At 71.2% G+C, this 25,201-nt stretch carries 20 protein-coding genes and 2 pseudogenes; 13 read left to right on the top strand and 9 right to left on the bottom strand.

The genetic code is table 11. The features are described 5' to 3' along the window. Positions 1-280: 280 nt before the first annotated feature. Positions 281-433, bottom strand: a pseudogene (locus FHP29_RS23265) (IS481-like element ISAar28 family transposase); the annotation flags it as partial. Between the two features lie 710 nt (positions 434-1,143). Between FHP29_RS23265 and FHP29_RS13660 the strand changes: the two are divergent. Then, on the top strand, positions 1,144-2,133 hold the full coding sequence (locus tag FHP29_RS13660; RefSeq protein ID WP_139623432.1) for a helix-turn-helix domain-containing protein: 990 nt from the start codon (positions 1,144-1,146) through the stop codon (positions 2,131-2,133). Between the two features lie 30 nt (positions 2,134-2,163). Further along, the gene (locus FHP29_RS13655; RefSeq protein ID WP_139623431.1) at positions 2,164-2,493 is read left to right on the top strand and encodes a 4a-hydroxytetrahydrobiopterin dehydratase; all 330 of its coding nucleotides are present in this window, start codon (positions 2,164-2,166) and stop codon (positions 2,491-2,493) included. 3 nt (positions 2,494-2,496) lie between these two features. Here FHP29_RS13655 and FHP29_RS13650 read toward each other — a convergent pair whose 3' ends face one another. Next, a complete protein-coding gene (locus tag FHP29_RS13650; RefSeq protein WP_205014103.1) occupies positions 2,497-4,890 on the bottom strand; it encodes an ATP-binding cassette domain-containing protein in 2,394 nt (797 codons plus the stop codon). Between the two features lie 126 nt (positions 4,891-5,016). Between FHP29_RS13650 and FHP29_RS13645 the strand changes: the two genes are divergently transcribed. Next, positions 5,017-5,670 (top strand): hypothetical protein, encoded by a 654-nt coding sequence (locus FHP29_RS13645; protein ID WP_139623429.1) that lies wholly within the window; start codon positions 5,017-5,019, stop codon positions 5,668-5,670. Here the strand turns inward: FHP29_RS13645 and FHP29_RS13640 are convergent. Further along, on the bottom strand, positions 5,624-5,845 hold the full coding sequence (locus FHP29_RS13640) for a hypothetical protein (RefSeq protein ID WP_139623428.1): 222 nt from the start codon (positions 5,843-5,845) through the stop codon (positions 5,624-5,626). The two genes, FHP29_RS13645 and FHP29_RS13640, sit on opposite strands and share 47 nt — an antisense overlap. Before the next feature lie 126 nt (positions 5,846-5,971). Beyond that, positions 5,972-6,322, bottom strand: a complete 351-nt coding sequence (trxA, locus tag FHP29_RS13635; RefSeq protein WP_139623427.1) for a thioredoxin — start codon at positions 6,320-6,322, stop codon at positions 5,972-5,974. A 110-nt stretch (positions 6,323-6,432) separates the two neighbouring features. Between trxA and FHP29_RS13630 the strand changes: the two genes are divergently transcribed. From FHP29_RS13630 to FHP29_RS22745, 4 genes and pseudogenes are all read left to right on the top strand, one after another. Then, positions 6,433-6,972: a hypothetical protein gene (locus FHP29_RS13630; RefSeq protein ID WP_139623426.1), complete on the top strand. Its 540-nt coding sequence runs from the start codon at positions 6,433-6,435 to the stop codon at positions 6,970-6,972. Between the two features lie 29 nt (positions 6,973-7,001). After that, positions 7,002-7,571, top strand: a complete 570-nt coding sequence (locus FHP29_RS13625) for an NYN domain-containing protein (RefSeq protein WP_139623425.1) — start codon at positions 7,002-7,004, stop codon at positions 7,569-7,571. Between the two features lie 445 nt (positions 7,572-8,016). Then, positions 8,017-8,418, top strand: a pseudogene (locus FHP29_RS23260) (ArdC family protein); the annotation flags it as partial. Between the two features lie 94 nt (positions 8,419-8,512). After that, on the top strand, positions 8,513-8,974 hold the full coding sequence (locus FHP29_RS22745; RefSeq protein ID WP_240044501.1) for a hypothetical protein: 462 nt from the start codon (positions 8,513-8,515) through the stop codon (positions 8,972-8,974). Positions 8,975-9,735: 761 nt separating this feature from the next. Here the strand turns inward: FHP29_RS22745 and FHP29_RS13615 are convergent. Both FHP29_RS13615 and FHP29_RS13610 read right to left on the bottom strand, forming a co-directional pair. Continuing rightward, positions 9,736-10,695, bottom strand: coding sequence for a hypothetical protein (locus FHP29_RS13615; protein ID WP_139623424.1), 960 nt, complete (start codon positions 10,693-10,695; stop codon positions 9,736-9,738). A gap of 57 nt (positions 10,696-10,752) precedes the next feature. Continuing rightward, positions 10,753-12,711: a NucA/NucB deoxyribonuclease domain-containing protein gene (locus FHP29_RS13610; protein ID WP_139623423.1), complete on the bottom strand. Its 1,959-nt coding sequence runs from the start codon at positions 12,709-12,711 to the stop codon at positions 10,753-10,755. 914 nt (positions 12,712-13,625) lie between these two features. Between FHP29_RS13610 and FHP29_RS13605 the strand changes: the two genes are divergently transcribed. After that, positions 13,626-14,606, top strand: coding sequence for an NAD-dependent epimerase/dehydratase family protein (locus FHP29_RS13605; RefSeq protein ID WP_139623422.1), 981 nt, complete (start codon positions 13,626-13,628; stop codon positions 14,604-14,606). 10 nt (positions 14,607-14,616) lie between these two features. Further along, positions 14,617-15,498, top strand: a complete 882-nt coding sequence (locus FHP29_RS13600) for an exodeoxyribonuclease III (protein WP_139623421.1) — start codon at positions 14,617-14,619, stop codon at positions 15,496-15,498. On the opposite strand, the gene FHP29_RS13595 is transcribed toward FHP29_RS13600, so the two are convergent. Together FHP29_RS13595 and FHP29_RS13590 are read right to left on the bottom strand one after the other, a co-directional pair. Beyond that, positions 15,491-16,735: an MFS transporter gene (locus tag FHP29_RS13595; protein ID WP_139623420.1), complete on the bottom strand. Its 1,245-nt coding sequence runs from the start codon at positions 16,733-16,735 to the stop codon at positions 15,491-15,493. The genes FHP29_RS13600 and FHP29_RS13595 overlap by 8 nt on opposite strands. A 47-nt stretch (positions 16,736-16,782) precedes the next feature. Next, positions 16,783-18,078 carry a hypothetical protein gene (locus FHP29_RS13590; protein WP_139623419.1) on the bottom strand — a complete coding sequence of 432 codons (1,296 nt, stop codon included), beginning with the start codon at positions 18,076-18,078 and terminating at the stop codon, positions 16,783-16,785. A 431-nt stretch (positions 18,079-18,509) separates the two neighbouring features. Between FHP29_RS13590 and FHP29_RS13585 the strand changes: the two genes are divergently transcribed. The 4 genes from FHP29_RS13585 to FHP29_RS13570 all read left to right on the top strand — a co-directional run bounded on the left by FHP29_RS13585 (position 18,510) and on the right by FHP29_RS13570 (position 22,745). Then, positions 18,510-19,451 carry a hypothetical protein gene (locus FHP29_RS13585; RefSeq protein WP_139623418.1) on the top strand — a complete coding sequence of 314 codons (942 nt, stop codon included), beginning with the start codon at positions 18,510-18,512 and terminating at the stop codon, positions 19,449-19,451. A gap of 68 nt (positions 19,452-19,519) precedes the next feature. After that, the gene (locus tag FHP29_RS13580) at positions 19,520-20,740 is read left to right on the top strand and encodes a sensor histidine kinase (RefSeq protein ID WP_139623417.1); all 1,221 of its coding nucleotides are present in this window, start codon (positions 19,520-19,522) and stop codon (positions 20,738-20,740) included. 119 nt (positions 20,741-20,859) lie between these two features. Beyond that, positions 20,860-22,074 (top strand): sensor histidine kinase, encoded by a 1,215-nt coding sequence (locus FHP29_RS13575; RefSeq protein ID WP_139623416.1) that lies wholly within the window; start codon positions 20,860-20,862, stop codon positions 22,072-22,074. After that, the gene (locus FHP29_RS13570; protein ID WP_240044500.1) at positions 22,071-22,745 is read left to right on the top strand and encodes a response regulator transcription factor; all 675 of its coding nucleotides are present in this window, start codon (positions 22,071-22,073) and stop codon (positions 22,743-22,745) included. Before FHP29_RS13575 ends, FHP29_RS13570 begins: the two co-directional genes overlap by 4 nt. 33 nt (positions 22,746-22,778) lie before the next feature. Here FHP29_RS13570 and FHP29_RS13565 read toward each other — a convergent pair. Beyond that, on the bottom strand, positions 22,779-25,201 hold a 2,423-nt coding region (locus tag FHP29_RS13565), incomplete at its 5' end, for a glycoside hydrolase family 65 protein (RefSeq protein WP_139623791.1).

Below are 25,201 nucleotides of genomic sequence, written 5' to 3'. Positions count from 1 at the left end.
CCACTAGGAGCATCCCGCCGTACGGCCTGCAGCCATCCTACCACGGTTCCGAACAGATGTTCGAGTCATGCACAGGTCGTGTCGCGGGCCGTGTGATGTCTCAGGACTTCCCTGACACTTCTCCGGGTCCGCGTCCTCCGGGCGGTCGGCCGTTGCCGACGTATCGGATGCCGGCGGGGGCGCGTTGGTGCTCGATGAGGAGCTCGCGTTCGAGGTCGGTGGCGGTGATGTGGTCGCTGTCGACGATGACCGAGACGTGCTGGAAGGCGTAGCGTCCGTCGACCTTGACGGTCGCGGCCTCGGAGGTCTCGCCGTCCGCGACATGGGAGCCGACGGCGTAACGGGAGTGGTCGTCGATGGGCTGGAAGATCACGCACTTGCGGTCGCCGGTCAGCACGTACTCGGTGGCATCGAGTTGGCAGCACGCGTTCGGGGCGTTCTTGGACACCGGCGCAGTCGACCGGTCCCGGGCCCGGGCGGTGCCACTGACTCACCGAAGTGTCAGCACCAAGACCCCTCGAAGTGTCACCGATGTCCTGCTGCAGAACTGTCACCGATGTCTTGCGACATCACATCGTGTCGCGGGCCGTCGCAGGGCGTCGAGGCGATCGCCGGCAAGCCCGACAAGCCGATGGCCGACCTCGAACGCACGCTCCTCGACCTGAGCCGTTGCCGCACCCGGACCCCCCTCGGGTGCGGCAACGGTCCCCCCAGCGATCGTTGCCGCACCTGGTTTGCTCGCGTGGCCCCGGGAGGGAGGGTGGGGCCACGCGAGCGTCCGGGTGGCCGGCGGCCGGCCTCAGCCTGACGGTCTCGACGTGGCGGAGCTGAGCTCACGCTCGCGGGCGGAGTCGTCGTTCACAGGCCCCGACTCATCCGCTCGTTCTCCCACCGTCGCCGTACCGTCATTGCGTGGCGTGTGGCTCCGAGCGGCCCACGCCACGAAGGTAGTGGCGCGGTGGCTCGCCGGGCCACGGACCGCAGGCCCGCTGTTCTCCGATCCGATATCGCTGTGCAATCCGCCCGATGTCAGGCAAAGTCTGGGAGATCGCGTGATGTTCGGGACGCGGCGACGTCTGGATGGGTGAAGGCGCCCGACGGCGGCGCCCGAACCGTTCGTCGCTCGTCGCCCAGGAGGCCCGGATGAAGCCTCGGTCGCGCCAGATCGACCCGCTGGGGGCGTTCGGCTGCCCGGCGGACGCCGTCGCCGTCAGCGTCGACTCGCGGGCCGATCGTCTCGGCGCGCACGACGCCGCCGTCTGGCGCCGTACCCGGGAGCTCCTCGCCGCCCGGCCTCCGGAGCCGTCCGCCGGTGCCGCCGGCGTTGCCGCCGCCGGTGCGGCCGCCGGTCCAGGGGCTGCGCTCGACGCGGTGGTGGCCAACCTCTTCGGCGTGGTCGTGTACGACGACCCGGAGGACCACGCGCTCGCGGCGCGCCTGGCCCAGGCGCTCGGGAGCAAGCGCCTCGCGCGACTGCATCTCCGGGCCGCCGAGCTGCTGGCCGAGGCCGACCCCGGCCGATCGTGGAGCACCGAGGCGTGTCGCCGGTGGATCGGCGCCGCGGCAGTCGCTCGGGCGGAGCCGACCGAGCCCACCGCTGCGGACCTCGCGGCGGCGGCCTGCGAGGGCCTGGGGTACGCCATGTTGCTGACCGACCTCGAGAGCGCACCGCCCACGACACCGCTGAGAACCGTCGTCGGCTTCCTCACCGTGGCCGAGCACGGAACGTTGGCGGAGTGGCGCAGCCACCTCGGCATGGTGGCTGCCCGGCCGTGGGGCACCTACAGCCGCGACCTGCTCCGGCTGGCCCGGCGCTGCCGGTCCGACCTGTTGCGGGACGGCGTGGAGCGGGCCGTGGCCCTGTGCCGGGAGGAGCATCAGGCGCGTGAGCGGGCCGACGTCGCTCGCGAGATCCGCCGCAGTCTCGCGCTGAGTGGCGTGTCCCAGCGCGAGTTCGCCGCCGAGATCGGTACGTCGGCCTCGCGGCTCTCCACCTATGCGACCGGCGCCGTCGTACCGTCGGCCACGATGCTGCTGCGCATCCGGCGGACCGCCCGGCTGCTCGAGCAACGACAGGGCGGTCCCGGCCAGGAGCCTCCTGGCTCGACTCCGCATGGCATGCACCGACGGTGAGGCGGACGGTGTCCGGCGTACCGTCGGGGCATGGGCTACGAACAGATCAGCGCAGAGCAGTTCAGCCGGTCCGAGGGCGTCGGTGACTGGAAGGTCGTCGGAGAGCACGCCTTCGCCGTGTTCCGCACCGGGAGCTTCGCGACCGGGCTCGAGCTGGTGAACGCGATCGGCGAGCTGGCCGAGGAGGCCAACCACCACCCCGACCTCAAGCTCGGCTATCCCGCGCTCGCGGTGCACCTGACCACCCACGACACCGGCTCGCTGACCACCGCCGACCTCGATCTCGCGCAGCGCATCTCCGCCGCCGCGCGCAACCTGGGTGTCGCGGGCGACCCCGAGGCGGTCCAGGCCTGGGAGTAAGACCTACTGCCCGACGTACGCCGCCAGGTGCTCGCCGGTGAGCGTCGACCGCTTCGCGACGAGCTCGGCGGGGGTGCCCTCGAAGACGACCGTGCCGCCGTCGTGGCCGGCGCCCGGGCCGAGGTCGATGATCCAGTCGGCGTGGGCCATCACGGCCTGGTGGTGCTCGATCACGATGACCGACTTCCCGGCGTCGACGAGACGGTCCAGCAGGCCCAGCAGGTTCTCCACGTCGGCGAGGTGGAGGCCGGTGGTCGGCTCGTCGAGGACGTAGACGCCGCCCTTCTCGCCCATCCGCATCGCCAGCTTGAGGCGCTGCCGCTCGCCGCCGGAGAGCGTGTTGAGCGGCTGGCCGAGCTTGAGATAGCCGAGGCCGACGTCCTCCATCCGCTGCAGGATCGCGGCGGCCGCGGGAGTCTTGGCGTCCCCGGCGGCGAAGAACGCGTGCGCCTGCGCGACGGGCAGGTCGAGGACCTCGGCGATGTTGAGGCCCCCGAGCGTCAGCTCCAGCACGGAGGCCTGGAAGCGCTTGCCGCCGCACTCGTCGCACACGGTGGCGACCGTGTCCATGAACCCGAGCTCGGTGTAGATCATCCCGTTGCCGTTGCAGCTCTCGCAGGCGCCCTCGGAGTTGGCGCTGAACAGCGCGGGCTTGACGCCGTTGGCCTTCGCGAACGCCTTGCGGATCGGCTCGAGCAGTCCGGTGTACGTCGCCGGGTTGCTGCGCCGTGAGCCCTTGATGGCGCTCTGGTCGATGACCACGACCCCCTCGCGGCCCGCGACCGAGCCGTGGACGAGCGAGCTCTTGCCGGACCCCGCGACGCCGGTGAGGACGCAGAGCACCCCGAGCGGGATGTCGACGTCGACGTCGCGCAGGTTGTGCGTGGCGGCGCCGCGGACCTCGATCGCCCCGGTCGCCGCGCGCACGCCGTCCTTGACCGCCGCTCGATAGCTCAGGTGCCGTCCGGTGAGCGTGTCGGAGGCCCGGAGACCGGAGACATCGCCCTCGAAGCAGATGGTGCCGCCGCCGGTGCCGGCGCCCGGCCCGAGGTCGACGACGTGGTCGGCGATCGCGATGGTCTCCGGCTTGTGCTCGACGACGAGGACCGTGTTGCCCTTGTCGCGCAGCTCGAGGAGCAGCTTGTTCATCCGCTCGATGTCGTGGGGGTGCAGACCGATCGTGGGCTCGTCGAAGACGTAGGTGACATCGGTCAGCGCGGAGCCGAGATGCCGGATCATCTTGGTGCGCTGCGCCTCACCGCCGGACAGGGTGCCGGCGGGCCGGTCGAGGGAGAGGTAGCCGAGGCCGATCTCGACGAACGAGTCGAAGAGGTGGAGCAGGTTGGCGATGAGCGGCCCCACCGACGGGTCCTCGATGCCGCGGACCCACTCGGCCGCGTCCGTGATCTGCATGGCGCAGACGTCGGCGATCGACCTGCCGTTGATCCGCGAGCCGCGGGCGGCCTCGTTGAGGCGGGTGCCGTCGCACGCGGGGCAGGGAGCGAACACCGCCGCCCGCTCCACGAACGCCTTGATGTGGGGCTGCAGCGAGTCGACGTCCTTGCTGAACATCGACTTGCGGATCTTGGGGATCAGGCCCTCGTAGGTGACGTTGATCTTGTCGACCTTCACCTTGCGCGGCTCGGCGTACAGGAAGTCCTCACGCTCGGCCTTGGTGTACTTCGCCACCGGCTTCTCCGGCGGCAGGACCGCCTTGAAGGCCGCCACCATCCAGCCGTCGGCGGTGTAGCCCGGCACCAGGATCGCTCCGTCGACCAGCGACCTGCTCTCGTCGACGATCGCGGTCAGGTCGAGGTCGGACACGCTCCCACGGCCCTCGCACTCGGGGCACATGCCGCCGAGGTAGACGGCGTTCTTGACGACCAACTTCTCGACCTTGCCGCCGGCCTTCTCGGTCTGCATCACGCCGCCGGCCCGGCGGGTCGGCACGTTGAACGCGAACGCCGTCGGCGGGCCGATGAACGGGTCGCCGATCCGGCTGAAGAGCACGCGCAGCATCGCGTTGGCGTCGGTGGCCGTGCCGACGGTCGAGCGGACGTTGGCGCCCATCCGCTCCTGGTCGACGAGGATCGCGGTCGTGATCCCCTCGAGGTGGTCGACCTCGGGCCGGGCCAGCGACGGCATGAAGCCCTGGACGAACGTCGAGTAGGTCTCGTTGATCATCCGCTGCGACTCCGCGGCGATCGTGCCGAACACCAGTGAGCTCTTGCCGGACCCGGAGACGCCCGTGAACACGGTGAGCCGGCGCTTCGGGATCTCCACATCGACGCCCCGGAGGTTGTTGACGTGGGCGCCCTGCACCCGGATCCGGTCGTGACGGTCGGCCGGATGATCGGCGGGATGACGCTCACTGCTGTGGGGGGCGGTCTTCGGCATGCGGCCCATGATGGCCGATCGCCCCGACAATCGACCCGCGGGACGGGACCCGCGGCACGCCGCGTCGTTGAGGGGGAGGGAGAATCAGCCGCTCTGGAGCGGATACCGGGCCGAGAGGACCGTCTGTTGCACCGTCTGTCGGGGGAGGAAGCCGTGGTCGACGCCGTCGTGGAGGTCGTCGACGCGACGACGACGTACGAGCAGTTCGGGGTCAGCTGGATCCGCCGGGTGCTGCACAAGGAGCGCATCCTGCGCACCATCGACCAGGTCCTCGGCGACCAGATCGCCCTCGGTCCGATCGGCGCCGGCCCCGGCCGGGCGTTCGCGAGCGTGAGCTTCGTGGGGACCTACCGGCCCACGACCGGCGAGCTCGTCCCCGGCGAGCTGCTGACCTACGCCATCGACCTGCCGATCAGCGTGGTCTTCGAGCTCGGCCTGCCCATGGACCGGCTGACGTTCAACGCGGAGGTCGTCGTCCCGCTCGTGCTGGTGGTCCACACCGAGGCCCCGCTCCGGCTGCGGCTGGAGCTGAAGACCCCGACCGAGGACCAGATCGGGCTCGAGCTCCGCACCGACACGCGGCGCGGCGCCATGCTGCGCAAGGTGGCCGGCCTCGACGCCGAGCTGCGGCGCTTCCTGCTCAAGGTGCTGGACACCGAGCTGGCCAAGGACTACGTCCGGAAGGCGACCTACCTCGACATGGAGGAGCTCATCGACAACGCCTGGCCGGCGTTCACCCAGCAGTTCCTGCCGCAGCGACCCGAGGACCGGCGGGGCTGACCTCGGCGCGGTGCGCCGAGCGGGCCGGAGGACGACCCACCGGCGTACGGCGCGCCGCCCGGGCGGGGGCGGCGACCAGGTCGTGGAGGGCGCCGAACACCATCGCGGCCAGCGGGATCCACAGCGGGATCATCATGAAGGCGAAGATCGGCACCATCGTCATCAGGTCGCGCATCGGGGTTCCTCCGGATCGGCTCGGGTTCTCGACCCGACCGAGTCTGCGGCGCGCGGCTGCCCGACCTCTCGTGCGCGGCGACAGAGATCCCCGCACGATTTGTGCGCGCGCGACAGGCGGCGACGCTCAGCTCTCGGCAGCCCTCGCAGCGTCCACGTCGAACTCACGCACCGCCGCGATCACCTCGGCCAGCGCCGGGGCCGGGAGGGCGCCCGCCTGGGAGAACACCAGGGAGCCCTTCTTGAACGCCATCAGCGTCGGGATCGAGGAGACCCGCGCCGCGGAGGCCAACTGCTGCTCCTCCTCGGTGTTCACCGAGCCGAACACGAGATCGCCGTGCTCCTCGGCCGCTGCCTCGTAGACCGGGGCGAAGTTGCGGCACGGGCCGCACCACGACGCCCAGAAGTCGACGAACACGATCTCGTTGTCGAGGACCGTCTGCTCGAAGTTGCCGGCGGTCAGGTCGATGGTGGACATGTCTTCCCAACGCCGTCCGGCGCGGATTGTTCCCGCACCCCGCCCTCGCCGGGAGAAACCCGGCGTCGGCAGGGGGTCGACAGGGCCGCTGAGCGACGTATCGTCATTGCATGAGCAAGCTGCTGACCCCGCTCGGGGCGGTCCTCGCGGGCCTGCTCTCGGTGCTGATCGCCGGGACACTCGTCGTACCCGCGCCCGCCCGGGCCGCCGAGAAGGTGATCGACGACGGCGCCGAGCCGTCCCTGCCCGCCCGGATGGACATCCTCACCGTGGAGATCGACAACCGCGTCGACCGCGTCGTGCTGCGGGTGACCTTCCGCGACCTCGTCGAGGAGCGCCGGGCCCGCACGAAGGTCTTCATCGGCACCGACCCCGCCACCGACGCCGGCTTCATCGCCTACAGCCGGCACCGGCCGGGCACCGAACCGCTCACCCAGCTGTGGGTGCCGACCGACCAGGAGTTCGGCGGCACGCCGGTCGCGTGCGCCGGAGTCCGTGGCAAGTGGCGCTTCGACAAGAACCGGGTCCGGATCGTCGTCCCGCAGTCATGCCTCGCGAGCACCGCGACGCGCTACCGGTTCAAGGCGGTCTCCGGCTTCTACGGCACGGTCGGCGACTGGACCGCCTTCCGGAGGGTCGCGCGAGGCTGACCCGGAGCGCCACCCCGTAGCCTCCTGCCATGGAGACCCTCCAGCAGCCGCAGCGGACCACCCACGTCCTCGTCGACGGCGAGAACATCGACGCGACGCTGGGCACGTCGATCCTGGGGCGCCGGCCGCGGCCCGAGGAGCGTCCGCGCTGGGAGCGGCTGCTGCAGTTCGTCGAGCGGCAGTGGGGCCAGCCCACCAACGGCCTGTTCTTCCTGGCGGCCAACAGCGAGCTTCCCATGTCGTTCGTGCAGGCGCTGCTGGCGATCGGGTACCGCCCGATCCCGCTGTCCGGCGGCGCCAACCAGAAGGTCGTCGACATCGCCATCCAGCGCACGCTGGAGGAGCTCAAGCGCCGCGAGGCCGACGTCGTCCTGGTCAGCAACGACGGCGACTTCATCGAGCAGATGGACGACGTCCTCGACGGCCGCCGGGTCGGCCTGGTCGGCTTCACCGAGTTCCGCAACAGCGCCTTCGCCGAGCTCACCGCCCGCGGCCTGGAGTTCTTCGACCTCGAGTACGACGTGCACGCCTTCAACGAGCGACTGCCGCGCGTCCGGATCATCCCCATCGACGAGTTCGACCCCACGCTGTTTCTTTGATGGGCCGAGCGTGTCGCCCGATCGGCGGCCGCGGACGGTCGCTCGCTTCGCTCGGACCGCCCTTGCCGCCGATGCGCTGCGCGCAGGGGCGACACGCTGCCGGCCGCGCGGTCGAGTCCGGTAGATCCCACCTCCGCCTGGCGGCAAGACGCTTCGCTGTTGCCTTGGGCCGAGCGTGTCGCCAGTCGGGCGCGGTCGCCAGCCCTCGCTGCGCTCGGGCCACCGCCCTCGCCCGACGCGGCTTCGCCGCGGGGCGACACGCTGCCGGCCTGCGCGGTGGAGTCGCGTAGGACCCACCTCCGCCCGGCGGCAAGACGCTTCACTGTGGTCTTGGGCCGAGCGTGTCGCTGCGACCACCACCACCTCGCGGGCGGACCGCTCGTGTGCACCAATCCGCGACCCCACGAGCCCGGCCACGGCTGCACCTACGAGGCCAGCTACGTCGATGCCGAGCCCGCCTGAGGAGGACCTGCGGATGCCCACCAAGACCCGCGCCGAGGCGCGCACACCCCGCAAGAGCACCGAGGACCGCGCCGCCGAGGCGCAGGCCCTCCACGATCGGCTCACGGCCGAGGTCGAGGCGCTGAACGAGACGGCCGCCTGGATCCGGTTCCTCGAGTTCAGCCGCTCCTTCCACGCCTACAGCCTCAACAACCTGCTGTTGATCCTCGCCCAGTGCCCCGAGGCAACCGCCGTCGCCGGCTTCCGCCAGTGGCAGGCCAAGGGGCGCCAGGTCCGCAAGGGAGAGCGCAGCCTGAAGATCTTCGGCTATTCGACCAAGACCGTGACCGAGCAGGACCCCGAGACCGGCGAGGAGACGACCCGCCGCCTGCCGAGGTTCCCGGTCCTCAGCGTGTTCGACATCAGCCAGACCGACCCGATCGAGGGCGCCGAGATCCCCGAGAACCCGGTGCAGCGGCTCACCGGCGAAGGACCCGCCGGTGTCTGGGACACCCTCGCTACGTGGGCTCGCGGGGGAGGGCTGGACCCTCACCCGACAGGCGATCGCCGGCGAGACCAATGGCTACACGAACCTCAAGGCCCGCGCCGTCGTCGTCCGCGACGACATCGACGACGCCCAGGCCGTCAAGACGCTGAACCACGAGGCCGCGCACGTGATCCTGCACGCCGAGCTGGACCCCGGCGAGTACGTCGCGCATCGCGGGATCTGGGAGACCGAGGCCGAGAGCGTCGCCTACGTCGTGGCGGCCTGGCCGGCCTGGACACCAGCGCCTACAGCGTCGGCTACGTCGCGCACTGGTCGGCCGACGACAGCGGGGGGCCTCGACACCATCCGTGCCACCGCAGCGCGGGTCCTCGCCGCGGTGCACACCATCGCCGAAGTCCTCGACCCCACCAGTGACGAGACCGCCAACGGCGGCAACGACGACGCGGCCGCGTGAGGGAGGCTGGTCATGGACTCCAGGTTCGAGCCCGCCGAGGTCTCGCTCTTCCCGGCCTGCACCCTGCCCGGCTGCAGGAACCTCGTCGACGAGGCCGGCGACGCCTGCGACGAGTGCCGCACCCTGTGGGGCCCCTACATCTGCCGCCAGGGCGACAAGCCCGCCTGGTGGCCCTCCGGCTGTGTCCGTCGCGACGGAGGATGGGGCATCCCGTGGGGGATCGCGGCCGACCCCGAGGTCGCCCGCGCGAAGCGGCTCGAGGCCGCCAACGCACTCGCCCTCGAGCAGGACCTACGCCGCGCAGGCCCTCCAGCGCTGACGGGGTGGCCCGCCCCCTCTGGGAGGGGCGGGCCGACGGGGCGCCGAAACCATCGTCACCACGCCCCGGACGCTGCAGCCCAGCGTCGACCCAACCCCCAGGCGCCTCCGGAGCCGGGACGTCGGTCAGAGCCCGCGTTTCTCCCCAGGGCCGAGAAGCGCGCCGAGCCACCGCGGTTCCTTGACCGGCCGCACCGAGACTGAGCCGGTGGGCCGTCTCCGCGCAACCGGGCGCTACGCGCCGGCATCGAGCGCTCGGCGCTCGCAAGCTCGCTTTTTTCCTCACACCCGACGCCGGTTCCCCGGCTGCACTCCACCGGCTCACCGGCTCCTGCTCTCCACGTCCGGGCAAGGCACCGAGGCAGCACCCAAGCCGCCCACCACCCGGCCAACGAGAAGGGCGCGAACCATGACCGAAACCACAGGTCAGGCTCCGAAAAGCCTCATTCGAGCAGGACGAGGACCCGTACATCCTGAGCAAAGTCGGTATCGCGGTCGTAGGAGACGATGGTGGCCGACCCGTCCTCCAACTCAACGAGATCGTGCGCATCGGGATGTCGGAGTGCGACGACGACCCGGGCAGGACCAACGGCAACGGTCTCGGCCAGACCCCGCGGCGATTCGCCCTTTGGGTTCGATAGCCCGATGACTCGACCGGCCGGTATTGCTGCTTCGACGTGCGAGACCCACTTCTCACCTAGCAGACGACTCAGGCGGCCCTCGTACTTTGAGCGCCCCAAGATGGCCAGATGGATCTCGGACCTACGGTCGAACCGCATCAGGACCGCGTCGTCATCGAGCTCGACTCTCTCGCTTTGTCCGTCCTGCGCGACCGCCCGGCGGTGGGTCGTTCGCCACGACAGAGCCCATGTTCCGACTCCGGCTCGCACAGAGGCGCCCTCGCTGATGTCATCACGCTCGGTCGCCGAGCCCGCCTCCACAGTGATCGGCATATGCCATGAGCGGGCCAGGTCGTCGAGCGGAGTCAGGACCAGCACGTGCTCTTCAACGATGTCCTCTGCGAGGTCAGATTCCCTAGGGTCCTCGGCCTGAGCCTGGGTAGCGCTCCAGTCGATGCGCCACTTTCCCGGCCCGAGCAGTGGCGGAGCCGGTGGTTCGGGAGGCTCAAATTCCCACGAGGAGATCTTCCAGGGTTCCTCGACGACCACCTCAAGAACTTGCTCCACGCTGCCCGTCCGCGGCGGGGCGCCGGATGAGCCGCCGTCGTTGTCGTTGAGATAGACCTCAACGACAACGACATCGGTTGCTGGATCGGTTAGCACGATGATGCCGCCAGCCGTCGCGGTGACCGCAGTGTCCGGGGCAGCGGCAGCCATCTCCGGGTCTCCCAACTGGTACCCATCCTCGACGCCCAAACGCCCGCTGTAGATCAGCCCGGTCATGCCGGACACCCTAGCTTCGCGCTGCTGGACGCTCAGCGATCAACGACGCAGTCGGTGTCAAGGGAGGACCTTCACCCAGAACGGATCGTCGTCGAGCAGGCGGTTGGCGCGGTAGAACTTCTGGAGTTGTGTGCCCTGGAGACTATTTTGGGTGCGAGGCACACCCGCGACGTCGCACGTGACGATTGCGCAGCCCTGGTAAGTCGAGGCGTAGGAATATTCATCGCAGGAGTTGACGATTCCCTTGATCCGGCACTGGTTCTTTGCCGCCTTCCTGTTCAGTTTTTTCGCTGGTATGTCGTACATGCGGTTAAGGGCCGTGCCGTCCGTCCGCCTGCCCCAGTGACGGTTGAGACTTGACTGAGCTCTCTTGATGTGCGCGACGATATCGGGGGTAGTAGGACTGCTGAGAAACTGCTTGAGGGTCGGCTGTGCATCGACGAAGACGCAGCCGGCACCGCCGATGTAGGCCTTGTAGTCGCAGCGGATCCGGGGGACGTCTTGGCGAAGGCTGTTCGGCCCGAATCGCCCCGGTTTGAAGATGGCCAAAGTCATCAGGACGGAGGCCTGAGCGCCGACGGCGACTGTCCCGCGGCGGACGAAGCTCATATCGGCCTCAGGGTGCAGGGGGCCGAGATCGCCGGCGCGCATGTTGTCAGTAGTGGTGTCCGCCGTGCAGTTGGACGAGCAGAGGGCGGCTCCGTGGAGCGTCTGTCCGCCCATCATCGTTCCCTGTGCGCTGCCTGGGACATACCGGAAGGTGCGGTAGACCTCGATGCGAAGGGAGCGAGCGCTGGTAAGGATCAATGTGTCCACGGTGAAGTCGATCTGGCCGATGACTTGCTTCGTCTTGAGGTCGATTTCTTTGACGAAGCCCGAGATCTTGTTGCAGGTGGTCTTCCGCTTCGTTGTCCAAGTGAGGTAGGCGTAAGCACTGCAGTCGATTCCGGTGATCGGCACACCTCGCTCGGTAACCCGCGGCTCAGTCGACCCGGATTGTCCGCTTGTGGGAGGAGTCGGGTCTATTCCCATGCACGTGTAGGCATCTCCGGTTGGTTCCTCGCATGATTCACCTGTCGGTGAAGCCTCGCCCAGGCCGGGGTTGGTTGCTTGGAGGTCGGCCTCCTCGGCCGGCGTCAAGACGGGGCTTGGAATCGACTCCTCTTCCTCCAGAGCCTCGAACTCTTCGATCTCGGCGTCGGTGGGTTCAGCCTCTTCTTCTGCCAGTTCGTCGGCAGCGTCTTCGGCGCTCTCCCAGGGATACCAGCCGATGGCCGTCACCTCGACGCGCACTGATCCGCTGATGTTCCTCACAGCGATGCCGACCGCGTCTTGTGCACCGAGGGCCATAGTGACGGTGGTAGTCGCGGAACCGGTCCCGGTGGGGAAGGTCCCTGTCAGGATCGGCGCTTGGACCTCTGGGTAGCGCGGGTCGTACAACTTGACCTTGCCAGCCGAACTCCCAGTCGTCGGATCCGCCGATCGTGGCGTGATCCGCACAGAGAGAAGCACGTCGCCGACGTCATCGGCGTTCCCCACCGGGGCGACGGAGAACCGTCCGGTGTTCGATGAGCCTGGGTAGTCGTTGTCGAGTAGCGGAACCGCCTGCGGGTAAGGCACACAAGGTGCGGTGCAAGGGCTGGTGGTCACTACCGCGCCGGTCAGATCGGCGTAGAACGACCTATAGGTTCCAAAAGGGGAGACCGAGCCTGCAATGAAGTCGGCGGCGATGATCGTGTACTGCTTTCCCGGTTCAAGAAGTCCTGCGGGCGGAGTCACAGAGCCAACGCCGCCGGTGGACGCTGTTGAGACTTTCGCGTTCCAGATCTCGGGCAGCCACCCGGGGGGGAAGAAGGGATGGGCGGCGCCAAGCCGAAGCGAGAAGTGAAGCTCTGGTCCTCCGGAAGCTGTGAATGTTGGCTGTGGGGAGGTGGTGTAGGTGGAACCGCCTGGGGTGATCGTTACGGGGCCTGCCGCCGCGACCGCGTAGTTGGCGCCCCCCCCGGGGGGCGACATCGGTGAGGAATGTTGTGAGCACGGCGAGGCAGAGCGCAGCGAGCCCGAAGCGCATCTTCGTTCTTGTCATGCTGATCTCCCGAAAGGTCGGCACTGCTTGGACGAGCGAGCCGGGGGAGCGGTCGCGCGGGGGACCTGCACGGTACGACGAAGATCGTGACCGGAAACGGGGAACTCAAAAACTTCTGCCAAGGGTTTCTCGCACTTGAGACCTATGGGGCGCTCTCGTTTGATGGCGCTCAGCCTGGACGTTGGCCTCGGCTCGCCGCCCAGCCTGGCCCCTTCTCCGGTCGCTCCGGCGAGGAGGTCCGACGCGTGGATCGTGGACAGATCGGAGCGGCGCTGCGCCGGTCGCCTGCCCGACGACCTGACGGTCATCGTCGAGGTCTTCGAGGACGGTGGGGACCTCGATATTGAGCAGGTCGTGTAATCACTGCGGGGTTCGGTAGTCCACTGGCCACGAGCCAGCCCCCAGCCGGGGCGCCCGTCCGGACGCCGAATGACGCCGGGCGACGGAGGCCTGTCGGCGGCCACGAGAAACTGCCCAGAGACGGCCACGAAGCTGCCCGCTGGCGGTCATGAGAACTGCCCATTGACGGTCATGGGAACGCCCGATCGGCGGCTGCGGACGGTCGCTTGCTTCGCTCGGACCGCCTCTGGATCTGGCCGAGCGTGTCGCCTATCGGCCGCGGGCGGTCGCTCGCTTCGCTCGGACCGCCCTTGCCACCGATGCGCTGCGCGCGGGGCGACACGCTGCCGGCCGCGCGGTCGAGTCGCGTAGGTCCCACCTCCGCCCGGCGGCAAGCGTTGGCAGGGGGCGTCGAGTCGCGTAGGTCCCACCGCCAAGCGTTGGGCATGGGACCCGGGGAGATCGCCCGAGGGGGTCGCTACCGGGCGTGCTGCATGCTGGCGCGATGAGGCTCCTGGTTCTCGGCGGCACCCAGTTCCTGTCTCGCGCGGTGGCGGCCGACGCCGTGCTCCGCGGCCACGACGTGGTGTGCGCCAACCGCGGTCGCTCCGGCGCCACGCCACCCGGTGTGACGACGCTGCGCTGGGACCGGGCCGAGCCGGCGCCGGAGGAGCTCACCGCGGGCGGGTCGTACGACGCCGTGGTCGACGTATCGCGCATGCCCTCGCACGTGCGGCGTGCCCTGGTGGCGCTCGACGGACACAGCCCCGACGCGCACTGGGTGTTCGTCTCCACCATCTCCGTCTACGCCGACGACGCCGACCCGGCGGGTCCGGGTGAGGGCAGGCTGAAGGAGGCCATCGCCGAGGACCTCGACCCGATGGCGAGCGTCGAGAACTACGGCGGCATGAAGGTCGCCTGCGAGCGACTGGTCCTCGACGCCGTGCCCGGCGCCGCGATCGTGCGTCCCGGCCTGATCGTCGGGCCCGGCGACCCGAGCGGGCGGTTCGCGTACTGGGCACGTCGCTCCGCCTCCACCGGCGAGGTGCTCGCCCCGGGCGACCCCGACGATCCGGTCCAGGTGATCGACGTCCGCGACCTCGCCGCGTGGATCGTCGCCCTCGCCGAGCAGCAGACCGGCGGCACGTACGACGCCGTCGGGCCCGCGCTCCCGATCGGCGACCTGCTCGCGGCCTGCCTCCCCGACGCCGAGCTGGTCTGGGCCGGCCACGCCTTCCTCGAGTCGGAGGGCGTCGAGCCGTGGTCGGGACCGGACAGCATCCCGCTCTGGCTGCCGCGACCGGCGTACGACGGCATGCTCGCCCACGACGCCGCGCCCGCGCTGGCCGCGGGGCTCGAGCCGCGCCCGCTCGACGTCACGACGCGTGACACCCGGGCCTGGCTGGAGGCCGACCCTGCGGCGCGGATCACGGGGATCACCACCGAGCGTGAGGCCGACCTCCTCGCGCGTCGTCGGGCCGACTAGCCTCCCGCTGGTGTCCGGTCCCCTTCGCATCGCCGCGCTCAACATCAACGGCATCCGCGCCGCCCACCGCCGCGGGTTCGGCGACTGGCTGGCGACCCGCGGCTGTGACGTGGTGACCCTGCAGGAGGTCCGCTGCCCGGTCGACGCCCTGCCCGAGGACGCCTTCGGCGACTACGAGGTCGCCTACGACGCCGGCGAGATCCCCGGACGCAACGGCGTCGCCGTCCTGACCCGCGAGCCGGCGGCCGCGGTGCGCACGTGGGCGGTCCCCGACCCCGAGCGTCCGCTGCCGCGCAAGCTGCGCCGCCACGCGACCGAGGGCCGCTACATCGAGGTCGACCTGGCCGACGTACCCCTCACCGTGGCGAGCCTCTATCTCCCCAAGGGCGGGCTGCCCGAGCACCTGCAGGACCCGAAGCGGATGCGGGAGGCCCCCGACGGCGGCGCGAAGCACCTGCGCAAGATGGCGTTCATGGCCGGCTTCGCGCGCCATGTCACCGCGGCACGGCGGCACGCGGCCGCGGCGGGGCGGGAGTTCCTGCTGACCGGCGACCTCAACATCGCCCACCAGCGGCTCGACGTGGCGGCCTACAAGCGCAGCAACCAGACCGAGGGCTTCCTGCCCGAGGAGCGGGCCTGGCTGGACGCGCTGATCACCCCGCGGACGCTGGTCGACGTCGTCCGCGAGCTGCACCCGGACGTCGCGGGCCCGTACTCCTGGTGGAGCTGGCTCGGGCGCGCGTACGACGAGGACCGGGGCTGGCGCATCGACTACCACCTCGCCACGCCGCGCCTGGCCCGCACCGCGCGCTCGGCGGTCGTCGACCGCCACCACCTCGGGATGCGGCTGAGCGACCACGCCCCCGTGGTGGTCGACTACGACTTCAGCTGACCGTCCGCTCGCCGGCCACCGGAACGACCGCCACGGCGAGCAGAGGCAGCGCCGCCGCCAGGGCGTACGCCGCGCCGTACCCCCACGCGGTGATGGTCAGCCCCGCGAGCGGTGGGACCGCGACGGCCGCCAGGTGCTGGGCGGTGTTCTGCAGGCCGAGCGCCCGACCGGACCAGAAGGGGCCGGCGCGCTCGGCGACGGCGGTGAAGGCCAGGCCGTTGTCGGCGACGGTGACCGCGGACGCGATCACGAGCAGGACGACGGCGAGTCCGGTCACGAAGGGGGATCCGTCGGCGCCGGCCGCGGCGAGCCCGAGCAGGCCCATGGTGGCGGCCGCGGCGAAGGCGACCGCGCGCATCGGGCGCATCCGGCTGCCGACCAGGTCGGAGGCCCAGCCCGCGCCGATCCGGGCCGCGGCGCCGGCGACCTGGGTGCCGGCGACGACCAGGCCCGCGACGCCCGGCGACCAGCCGAGGTCGTCGACCAGCCAGGTCAGGCCGAAGGTCCACACCAGGAACTGGGGGACGACGAGCAGCACCGAGGCGCCGTGGATCCGGGCGAGGTAGCGGTCGGTCCGGTAGGGGTTGACCACCCGGGCACCCGGCGTGACCGGTGGGCGGGGCGGGTCGAGGACGACGAGCGCGACGAGGGCGACGACCAGCAGGGTGGCTCCCGTCGGCACCCACAGCGCCGGTCCGATCCCGTGATGGTGGGCGATGACGGCGACCGTGCCTGCCGCGAGGCCGACCCCGAGCGGTTGCCCGGTCTGCCGGATCCCCATCGCGATCCCGCGTCGCTCCGGCGGGAACCAGCCGACGACCACCCGGCCCGACGCGGAGTTGGTCGCCGCGGCGCCGATGCCGGCGAAGCACAGCGCCGCCGCCATCGGCCACGGCTCGGCCAGCACCGCCGCGACGGCGCCTCCGACGGCGGTGACCACGAGCCCGGTGAGCAGCGCGAACCGCTCGCCGCGGCGGTCGACCACCAGACCCCACAGCACGAGCGTGCACATCATCCCGGCCATCGACGCCGACGCCACGAGCCCGGCCTCGGCCAGGCTCATCCCGAAGCCGCCGTCGGCGACCGGCCGGTGCAGCTCGGGGATGAGGAAGCTCGGTGCGGTCACCATCGCTGCGGTCGCGGCCTGCGCGCCGGTGCCCGCGGCGAGCATCGCCCAGCGCCGGGCGGCCGAGACCGTCCGTGGCCCCGTGGTGCGCGGGGCCACGGACGATCGCATGCGGCCAGTCAATCACCCTCGTCCCGAGGAATGAGACTGCAATCTCACTATTCGATCACGCGCCGGCGGAGAACCAGGGCGACGCCGCAGCCGAGCAGGGCGGTGCCGGCGAGTGCGCCGAGGGCGAGTCCGGTCCCGGCCCCCGTCGCGGGCAGTGTCCCGGCCGGTGTCCCGGTGGGTGTCATGGCCGGTGTCATGGCCGGTGTCCCGGCCGGCGTCGCCGGCGTAAGGGGCACCCGGATCGGCGACTTCGTCGTGCTCGTCGTACTGGTCGGGGTGGTCGGGGTGGGCGGCTCGATCGCGCCGGCCGCGCACCCGTCGGTACGGGCCGGGGCGACCACGAGCTCCCAGCGGCTCACTCCCACGATCTCGTGGCCGGGCTCGGCGGTCGCGGTGACCGTGTAGGTGCCGGGGCCGGTGTGAGCCGGGGACACGGTGTAGTCGACGTTGTCGCCGGCGGGCAGGACCAGGGTGCCTGCCGCGGTGCAGCTCGGTTCGGTGACGGCGGGCCGGGCCGGGGTGACACAGGTGGTCCGGGCGCCGAGGTCGCCGGTCCATCGGGTGGCGGTGACGCCGGGGGCGAGCTGGTAGCCGGGCTCGGCGGTGGCGACCACCTCGTAGGCGCCGTACCTGCCGTCACCCCGGGTGAGGGCGTAGGTGACGCCCTCCGTGGTGGCGAAGGTGATCGCGCCCTCGGTGTCGCAGCCGGCGACGGCCCTGACGGTGGGCGCCACGGGGGTCACGGACTCCCAGCACTCCTCGCCGGTCCTCTTCGGTGCGACGGTGAGGGTCCAGGTGGTCGTGCCGGTGAGCTCGTAGCCGGGCTCGGCGGTCGCGGTGACGGTGTAGGTGCCGGGGCCGGTGGAGGCGGGGGAGACGGCATAGTCGACCTTCGCGGTGTCGGCCGGGACGCCGAGCCTGCCGTCGTCGGAGCAGGTCGGCGGGGTGAGGGTGGGCGCGGTGGCGGTGACGGACTCCACGCACTCCGGGAAGACGGACACCGTGCCGGAGTCGGTGGCGGTGATGCTGCTGCGCTGCTTCCAGACCATGCCCACGGTGAGGGTGACCGGCGAGGTGCCGGTGACGGTCTCGGTGTAGGTCCTCGTCTCGCCGTTCGCGAAGCTCGCTCCGACCGGAACGACACCGCGTGAGGACGAGGTGACCGTCCCGACATTGGTGGCCTGGTCCGACCGGTCGGACCAGTTCTGGACCTTCCAGGCGATGGTGTAGGTGTTCGGCGCGGTGCCGCAGGTGGCGGTGCCGCTGATGGTCGAGTGGTGGGCCGACGCCGGCCCTGCCATCGACACCATCCCCATGAGCGCGATGGCCGTGGCCACCAGCACTGTCGTCAACCTTCTCACTTCGGTTCTCCCTCGGTTCGGCGCAGTTGGGCGAGGCCGTCGGTCGGATCCGGGCAGCGCACCGCCGCAAGGGAGCGCGAGGCGGTACGACGCACGCATCCTGCGCGGGATGCGAGACCCGGGACGGCCCGGGCGCGAGCGCACCCGGACCTCGACGGACGGTCGATGTGCCCTGAACGACCGGACTGTCGCTCGGGCTCGGGCTCGACCCTAGGTCCGGGTCGACGGGTGCAGCCTCTGCCGGCGGCGCCCTTCCCTCATCTTGGGGAGCGGGGGGCCGTCGGCGGGACGGCACGGGCCGGGCCGCGCGGTCACCCTCCCCAATTCTGGGGAGAAGCACTCGGTGCCGACGTGGCTGCGCGGGAGGTGGGTGAGGCTGGGAGCCGTCGTCATGGACCGTGGGAGGAAGTCCGATGAACGGAACGCACGGAGTCGCCGCGCCCGAACAGATCGATCCGCGGACGGCCGCCGAGCTCGACCGGCCCGCTCTCGCGGAGCTGGCGGGACTGCTCGGCGACGCGCTCGGATGTCAGGTGTCGATCGGGCAGCCGCCGCCGCGACAGCGCGGCGACGTGCTGTCGTTCCCGGCGTACGACGAGCGCGGCCGCCCGCGCGCCGTCGCGCGGTGGGCATCGAGCCCGGAGTCGGCGGCCGGCCTGCTCGCCGAGGCGGAGGTGCTGGCCGGCCTCGAGACCTGGGGAGAGGGGTCGGTCCTGGTCGCGCCCCGGTTGCTGGCGCTGACCCGATGGCGCGGAGGGACGTTGCTGGTGCGTGAGTGGCGCGCGCCGTCGTACCCGACTCGGCCGCCGAGCCGTCAGGAACGCCATGCCGCCGAGCGCGCGGTCGCCGCTCTCGGCACGCCCGCCGACCTGGACGAGTCCTACGCCGAGCTGCTCCGGAGCGACCTGCTCCGACTCCCACCGTCGCCCTTCGCCGACCGGCTGTCGGCGACCTTGGACCGCCTGGCCGCCCGTCACGACCTCGACCACCTGCCGCGGGGCGCCTGGCACGGGCACTGGGCGCCCGGGGCGCTCGCCGCGGCCGGTGACGGTCGGGTGCTGGTGTGGGGATGGCGTCGGTTCGCGCCGAATCGGCCGCTCGGCTTCGACACCCTGCACTTCCGGCTCGCCGAGCTGCGTGCCCTCCCTCGCTCGGCCGGTGCGGGACCGACCCTGATCGACGAGGCGCCCCGGCTGCTCGCGCGATGGCACGGCCGGGTGGTGCCCGAGAGCGAAGGTGTCGCCAGGCTGCTGCTGATCGAGCTGGCCGCTCGGGAGCTGCGCGAGATCGGAGTGCGACAGGCGCCGGTCTCCTGGACGGCGGACTGGATCGCTCCGATGGTCCTCGACACCTGAGGAGCCTCAACGAGCCGAATCGCGGACCGAGGACTGGCAGGATGGCCGGAGTGGAGCCAGGCGAGGCGATGACCGACCCGACGCTGGCGGCCACCCTCGAGCTGATCGCCGAGGGCGTGGTCGAGTTCGCCGGCTACGAGATCGCGGTGGTCAGTCTGGTCGACGACCGGATCATCCGGCCGTTCGTCGTGCTCGGCAGCGACGACGCCCGGCGGATACTGGAGGAGGTCCGGCTGCCGTTGGCGCTCTTCGAGCGGCAGCTCGAGCTCGCCGAGGCGTGGGGAGCGCTCAGCTTCATGCCGGCCGAGCGTCTGCGGAGCACCAGCCACCGCTACCGCTGGGTTCCGGACCTGGTCGCGCTCGACGTACCCGACGCGTGGCGGCCCGAGGACATGCTCTGTGGCCTCCTGCGCGACCAGGACGGTCGGTTGCTCGGAGTGCTGTCGGTCGATCTCCCGGTCTCCGGGCGCCGGCCCGACGAGTCCCAGCGGGCCACGCTGCAGATGTACGTCCGGCTGGCCGAGCGGGCGCTGTCCACCGCGCTGGAACGCGGTGACCTCGAGGTCCGGGTGCAGCGTGAGCGTGAGGTGGCGGAGTACCGGCGGCTGATCGTCGACGTGCTGGCCCAGGAGCTGCGGAGCACGGCGGCGAGCATCGCCGGCACCGTGGACCTGCTGCGTGCGCGGCCCGGCCTGGACGAGCAGGTCCAGGCCGCGCTCGCCGTCATCGACGGGGGGACCGGACGGATCCGCTCGGTCGTCGACGACATGGCGGCGTTGGCGAGACTCGGTCATGCCGAGGGCATGTTGCGGCGGATGACGACCGATCTCGGCAAGGTCGCGCGGGACACGATCGCCCTGCAGGGCGCGGGCGCGCGTGCCCGGGAGGTCTCGGTCGAGCTGGAGACCGTCGGCGACGTCACGGTCGTCGGCGATCCGGACGAGCTCGACCGGATGGTCCGCAACCTGGTGTCCAACGCGATCAAGTACTCCGAGCACGGCGGCCACGTCACGGTGCGGGTGGAGGAGCGGGCGGCACTCGTCGTGCTCACCGTCGCGGACGAGGGGCTCGGCATCGATGCCGCCGACCGGGTGCGGATCTTCGACGAGTTCTTCCGCTCCCGGCGCGCCGACGTACGCCGCCGCTCCGGTGCCGGCCTCGGGCTGGCGATCGTCGATCGGGTCGTCGCGTTGCATGCCGGCACGGTGCGGGTCGACTCGGAGCTGGGCGCGGGATCGACCTTCACCGTCGAGCTCCCGCGAACCGGCCCGACGCCCCCGCGGGACTGACCACCTCCTCTGCTACCTCCATAGTTACCTCCTCAGTTACCTCTCCAGACCGCCGTCGGGTGTCACGATGGGACCTCGTCATCGACGTGGGGTCGACAGGGGGAGGTGGCCGGGTGGAGGTGGACCCGACACTGGAGAGCACGCTCGAGCTGCTCGCGGAGGGTGTCACCGAGTTCGCCGGCTTCGCCCTGGCCGCGGTCAGCCTGGTCGCCGGCGGAGAGCTGCACACCGTCACCGTCGTCGGCGACCCGGAGGCGGTCGCCCAGCTGAAGGATGCCCGCTCGCCCGTCGACCTGGTCGAGCGGGAGCTGGCCGTGGCCGAGCAGTGGGGATCGCTGCGGTTCCTCCCCGAGGAGCGCTACACCGGGCTGCTCGCGGAGTTCGAATGGACCCCGGACTTCGAGGTGGCCGACGTCGCGGAGGCCTGGCGGCCGGCGGACATGCTGTGCGGTCTGCTGTGCGACGGTGACGGCCGGTTGCGGGGCGTGCTCTCCGTCGACCTCCCGACCAACGGACGTCGTCCGGACCCCGCTCAGCGCGCCACCCTGCAGATGTACGTCCGGCTGGCCGAGCGGGCGCTGGTCACCGCGATCGAGCGCGGTGACCTCGAGGTCCAGGCGGAGCGCGAGCGCGAGATCGCCGAGCATCGGCGCAGCATCATCGACGTCCTGACCCACGAGCTGCGGGGCACGTCTGCGGCGATCGCCAACACGGCCGAGTACCTGCGCGGCAACCCCGGCCTGGACGAGGACTTCGTGGGCGCACTCGGGATCGTGGACGGCGGGACCGAGCGGATCCGGTCGATCGTCGACGACATGTCGGTGCTGGCCCGGCTGGGCCGCGACGACGGGCACTCGCCGGCGGTCACCGCCGATCTCGGCGCCGTCGCGCGCGACGCGGTCGCCCTGCACCGCGCCGAGGCCCGCAATGCGGAGATCTCCGTCGAGCTGCGCTCCTCCGGAGACCTCGGCGTCCTCGGCGATCCCGAGAACCTCCACCGTATGGTCGGGAATCTCGTGTCGAACGCGATCAAGTACTCGGAGCCGGGAGGGGACGTGATGGTGCGGGTGGAGGAGCGGGCCGATCGGGTGGTGCTCACCGTGGCCGACCTCGGCCTCGGCATCGATCGCAGTGACCGGGCACGCATCTTCGACGAGTTCTTCCGGTCCGCCCGGGAGGCGGTACGCCGGCGTCCCGGCGCCGGCCTCGGCCTCGCGATCGTGGACCGGATCGTCACCCTGCACGGCGGCTCGGTCAAGGTGGACTCCGAGCTCGACCGCGGCTCGACCTTCACCGTCGAGCTGCCGCGGGCGACGGCCGGGAGGGCATCGTGACGGGCGCCGGGCGCACCCGGGTCCTCGTGGTCGACGACCACGTGCTGTTCGCCGACTCCCTGACGCTCGCGCTGAGCCTGGAGAGCCACGACGCGCTCACCGTGGCTCCGGGGGACTTCGGGTCCGTGGCCGCGCTGCTGTCCCGGATCCATCGCTTCCGACCCGGCATCGTGCTGCTCGACCTCGACCTGGGCTCGCTCGGCGACGGCCGCCGGCTGATCGAGCCGCTGACCCGGTCCGGCGTCCAGGTGGTCGTGGTGACCGGCTCGACGGATCGCGGCCGGTGGGGCGAGTGCCTGGACCTCGGGGCGCGACAGGTGCTGTCGAAGTCCGGGCCGCTGAGCAGCATCCTCGCCACCATCCGGGCGATCGGCCGAGGGTCCCCGGTCATCTCCGCCGAGGAGCGGAGGGAGCTGATCGCGCTCGCGCGGGAGCAGTCGCGGGAGCGCCTCGCCGCGCGGGAGCGGCTGGAGCGACTCAGTCGCCGTGAGGCGGTCGTCCTCGGCCGGCTGCTGCGCGGCGAGACGGTCCGTCAGGTCGCCGATGCCCTGGTGGTGTCGGAGGGAACCGTCCGCTCCCAGGTCAAGGCCATCCTCGCGAAGCTGGAGGTGTCCTCGCAGATCGCCGCCGTCGGGTTGGCCAACCGGGTCGGGTGGCGCCCGCCCGCATGAATCCCCGGATGTCCCGGGGATTCCTGCAGCAGCTCAGTCCCCGCTCGGCACGATCGCCGAGATCACGGTCCCGTCGGCGCGCTGGATGCCGGCGGGGTACGGCGGCTCGCCGTCGAGCCGCGGGCCCTGGTGCTCGAGCGGCACGACCACGGGAGCTCCGGCCGCGACCTTGACCGGCTCGCCGCGGACGGAGAAGGTCAGCGGGCCCTCGCCGTGCTCGACGTACAGCTCCAGCTCGGAGCGGCGGACGGTGACGCGCACCCGGGTGCCGTGCAGGGTGAGGCGGTAGACGAGCGAGGTCCACTCCTCGGGCAGGCGGGGGTCGAGCAGCCACTGCTGGTCGCCGCCCCCGGACCCGCGGTCCCGGAAGCCGCCGAAGCCGGCGACGAGGGCGTTCCAGACCCCGCCGGTCGAGGCGACGTGCACGCCGTCGGCGGTGTTGTTGTGCCGGTCGTCGAGGTCGACGAACAGCGCGGAGTGGAAGTAGCGCAGCGCCAGCTCGTGATAGCCGACCTCGGCGGCGACGATCGACTGCACGACGGCCGACAGGGTGGAGTCCCCCGTCGTGATCGGGTCGTAGTACTCGAAGTCGGCCCGCTTCTGCTCGGCCGTGAAGTCCTCACCCTGCAAGAAGAGCGCCAGCACGACGTCGGCCTGCTTGAGCACCTGGAACCGGTAGATCACCAGCGGGTGGTAGTGCAGGAGCAGCGGCCTCTTGTCGAGCGGGGTGTTCTCCAGGTCCCACATCTCGCGCTCGAGGAAGTGCGCGTCCTGGGGGTGGATGCCGAGGAAGGAGTCGAACGGGATGGACATCCCGTCGGCGCACGCGGCCCACTCGTCGGGCTCGTCGGGCGCCAGGCCGGTACGCCGGACCAGGTCGGCGTACGCGGGCGGGTCGTCGCGCTCCAGCTCCCACACGGCCCGCGCGGCGCGGCGCAGGTTGAAGCGGGCGAGGACGTTCGTATAGAGGTTGTCGTTGACGACGGTGGTGTATTCGTCGGGGCCCGTCACGCCGTGGATGTGGAAGGTCCGCCGCGTCTCGTCGCGCCAGAAGCCGAGGTCGGCCCACATCCGCGCGGTCTCCACGAAGATGTCGACCGCCTCGTGGGCGAGGAACTCCTCGTCGCGGGTCGCGCCGACGTACTGGCTCAGGGCGTAGGCGACGTCGGCGTCGATGTGGTACTGCGCGGTGCCGGCCGCGTAGTAGGCCGACGCCTCCTGCCCGTTGATGGTGCGCCAGGGGAAGAGCGCGCCCTTCTGCGAGAGCTCGCGCGCCCGCGAGCGGGCGCTGTCGAGGAGGTTGTAGCGGAAGCGCAGGGCGTTGCGGGCCGCCCACGGCATCGTGTAGGTGAGGAACGGCATCACGTAGATCTCGGTGTCCCAGAAGTAGTGACCGCCGTACCCCGACCCGCTCACCCCCTTGGCGGCGATGCCCTGGCCCTCCGCGCGGGCGGAGGCCTGCAGGATCGAGAAGAGGTTCCAGCGGATCGCCTGCTGGACGGCCGGCTGGCCGGCGACCTCCACGTCCGCGCGCGCCCAGAACTCGTCGAGCCAGGCCCGCTGCGCCTCGAACTGGTGCGCCACGCCCTCCTCGCGGGTGCGCGCCAGGGTGCGCTCGCAGCGGTCGATCAGCTCGCGCGGCGGGACCGACTCTGCGGTGTGGAAGGACACCAGCTTGGTCAGCCGCACCGGGACACCCGGCTCGGCGGCGACGCGGTAGATCGCCTTGGCCAGGTCCTCCTCGGCGTGGACCTCCATGGCGTACGACGCCTCGGTCTCCAGCAGGTGATCGGCGACGACGCCCACGGTCATCCCGCTCTGCGCGGTCCGGTAGCCGAGCGAGACGCGGCCGGTCTCGGGATCCGCGGCATGGATCCGGGGTTCGAGCACCCGCCGGTCGAACTGCTCGGCCCGCCGCGGGTCGGCCGTGCCGCCGCCGCTCTGGTCGAGGGGGATCTCCTCGCGCTGCTCGTCCTGCCGGTTCACGAGCTGGGAGGAGATGGCCAGGGACGCCCGCTGGTCGAGCAGGGTCACCTCGAAGGTGATGATCGCGAGGTGGCGCTGCTCGAGCGGCACCATCCGGGTGCTGCGGATCCGGACCCGCTTCCCGCCGGGCGTGCGCCACAGCAGCTCGCGGTCGAGGACGCCGGTGCGGAAGTCGAGCGCCCGCTCGTACTCCAGCAGGTCGGCCGTCGACACCTGCAGCGGCTCGTCGTCGACGTAGAGCCGGATCACCTTCGGGTCCGGCACGTTGACGATCGTCTGCCCGATCCGCGCGAACCCGTAGGCCTCCTCGGCGTGCGAGATCGGCCAGGTCTCGTGGAAGCCGTTGATGAAGGTGCCGTCGAGGTGGGCGTCGCGGCTCTCGGAGTAGTTGCCGCGCAGGCCGAGGTAGCCGTTGCCGACGGTGAACAGCGACTCGGTCTTGCCGAGGTCGGAGCCGTCGAACCGGGTCT

The sequence above is a fragment of the Nocardioides albidus genome, assembly GCF_006335005.1.
GTDB lineage: Bacteria > Actinomycetota > Actinomycetes > Propionibacteriales > Nocardioidaceae > Nocardioides > Nocardioides albidus.
This window is presented reverse-complemented; position numbering and strand designations above follow the sequence as displayed.

What these genes read in the sequence shown, in the direction of transcription:
- FHP29_RS13660 (WP_139623432.1), top strand. Translation starts at nt 1,144, where the DNA reads ATGAAGCCTCGGTCGCGCCAGATCGACCCGCTGGGGGCGTTCGGCTGC.
- FHP29_RS13655 (WP_139623431.1), top strand. Translation starts at nt 2,164, where the DNA reads ATGGGCTACGAACAGATCAGCGCAGAGCAGTTCAGCCGGTCCGAGGGC.
- FHP29_RS13650 (WP_205014103.1), bottom strand. Translation starts at nt 4,890, where the DNA reads ATGCCGAAGACCGCCCCCCACAGCAGTGAGCGTCATCCCGCCGATCAT.
- FHP29_RS13640 (WP_139623428.1), bottom strand. Translation starts at nt 5,845, where the DNA reads ATGCGCGACCTGATGACGATGGTGCCGATCTTCGCCTTCATGATGATC.
- trxA (WP_139623427.1), bottom strand. Translation starts at nt 6,322, where the DNA reads ATGTCCACCATCGACCTGACCGCCGGCAACTTCGAGCAGACGGTCCTC.
- FHP29_RS13630 (WP_139623426.1), top strand. Translation starts at nt 6,433, where the DNA reads ATGAGCAAGCTGCTGACCCCGCTCGGGGCGGTCCTCGCGGGCCTGCTC.
- FHP29_RS13625 (WP_139623425.1), top strand. Translation starts at nt 7,002, where the DNA reads ATGGAGACCCTCCAGCAGCCGCAGCGGACCACCCACGTCCTCGTCGAC.
- FHP29_RS13615 (WP_139623424.1), bottom strand. Translation starts at nt 10,695, where the DNA reads ATGACCGGGCTGATCTACAGCGGGCGTTTGGGCGTCGAGGATGGGTAC.
- FHP29_RS13610 (WP_139623423.1), bottom strand. Translation starts at nt 12,711, where the DNA reads ATGTCGCCCCCCGGGGGGGGCGCCAACTACGCGGTCGCGGCGGCAGGC.
- FHP29_RS13605 (WP_139623422.1), top strand. Translation starts at nt 13,626, where the DNA reads ATGAGGCTCCTGGTTCTCGGCGGCACCCAGTTCCTGTCTCGCGCGGTG.
- FHP29_RS13595 (WP_139623420.1), bottom strand. Translation starts at nt 16,735, where the DNA reads ATGCGATCGTCCGTGGCCCCGCGCACCACGGGGCCACGGACGGTCTCG.
- FHP29_RS13585 (WP_139623418.1), top strand. Translation starts at nt 18,510, where the DNA reads ATGAACGGAACGCACGGAGTCGCCGCGCCCGAACAGATCGATCCGCGG.
- FHP29_RS13580 (WP_139623417.1), top strand. Translation starts at nt 19,520, where the DNA reads ATGACCGACCCGACGCTGGCGGCCACCCTCGAGCTGATCGCCGAGGGC.